The following is a 945-nucleotide window of genomic DNA, read 5'->3' as shown; positions in this document are numbered from 1 at the left end:
CCGCTATTTATCACTATAAATGTGTCTCTAACGGTATTATAATTTCAATGGGTAAAAAATACCACTGTGCAGATAATATTGTTATAGAAAGTTTTCATTCATTACTTAAGAAAGCTACAATCCATAATAAAATATATAATTCACATGAAGAATATATACAAGATGTTATAAAATGAAATACATGATATTCAAATCGTAAAGAAAAAGATATAATAAAAAAAATAGTAAATACTTTTTATTAGTACTTACTAAAATGGGTGCAGTCTAATTTATAAATCTAAATAACTTTTTATATTTCTAATGTAATTAATGATAATTTTTCATTATTTTTATTAAATAATTGTAAATTATTAATATTAATTTGTTCTTTTTCAGTAAAAATTGTAATATCATAATTTCCATAACCTCATATACCCGATATTTCAATTTGATTTAAAATAAAAAGTTTTTCGTGTTTATAAAAAATTATTTTAATGTTATCTTCAACTAAATCTTTAGTCATATTCATTCAAACCGCTTTAGAATAAAGTAAGCTATATCATTGCGAAAAATAATTTAAATAGTCTTCTATTTTGTCATTAGAAATAATTAAATTTGTTAAATATTTACCATATTCTCCATCGGATAATTTAATTTCAGCAGGAATAAGAGAAGGTATGCTGTTTGTTTCTAATTCATTTGTTATGGATAATCAATTAAAGTAATTGGCTTCTAATTGATAAATAGGGTTTTCTGAAATATCTTTGTTTTTAACAGTTACTTTAATTTCATCATCATTGTTTATATTATTTTGTTGTTTTAAATTTCAGTCTGTAATTTGTCCTGTTTTTGAATCAATAATCGGTGTATTTGGTTCGCTATCATTATTTCAACGATAAACAGATTTTAAAAAAGCGCTATCCCTATCAAAAAATCATCCAAGCGGGACTCCGTTTTTTAAAGTAA

General features: G+C 22.6%; 1 protein-coding gene and 1 pseudogene. One reads left to right on the top strand and one right to left on the bottom strand.

Annotated elements, in window-relative coordinates:
- Positions 1–242: pseudogene (locus D9R21_RS06730) on the top strand (integrase core domain-containing protein); the annotation flags it as partial.
- A 47-nt stretch (positions 243–289) separates the two neighbouring features.
- Here D9R21_RS06730 and D9R21_RS07765 read toward each other — a convergent pair.
- Positions 290–945 (bottom strand): DUF3688 family protein (locus tag D9R21_RS07765; protein WP_158614002.1); only part of this gene is annotated, 656 nt, incomplete at its 5' end.

Origin of the sequence: Spiroplasma endosymbiont of Megaselia nigra (assembly GCF_003987485.1) — a bacterium.
Lineage (GTDB): Bacteria > Bacillota_I > Bacilli_A > Mycoplasmatales > Mycoplasmataceae > Spiroplasma.
The sequence above is the reverse complement of the archived record's forward strand: the minus strand, read 5'-3'. Positions and strand labels throughout refer to the sequence as shown.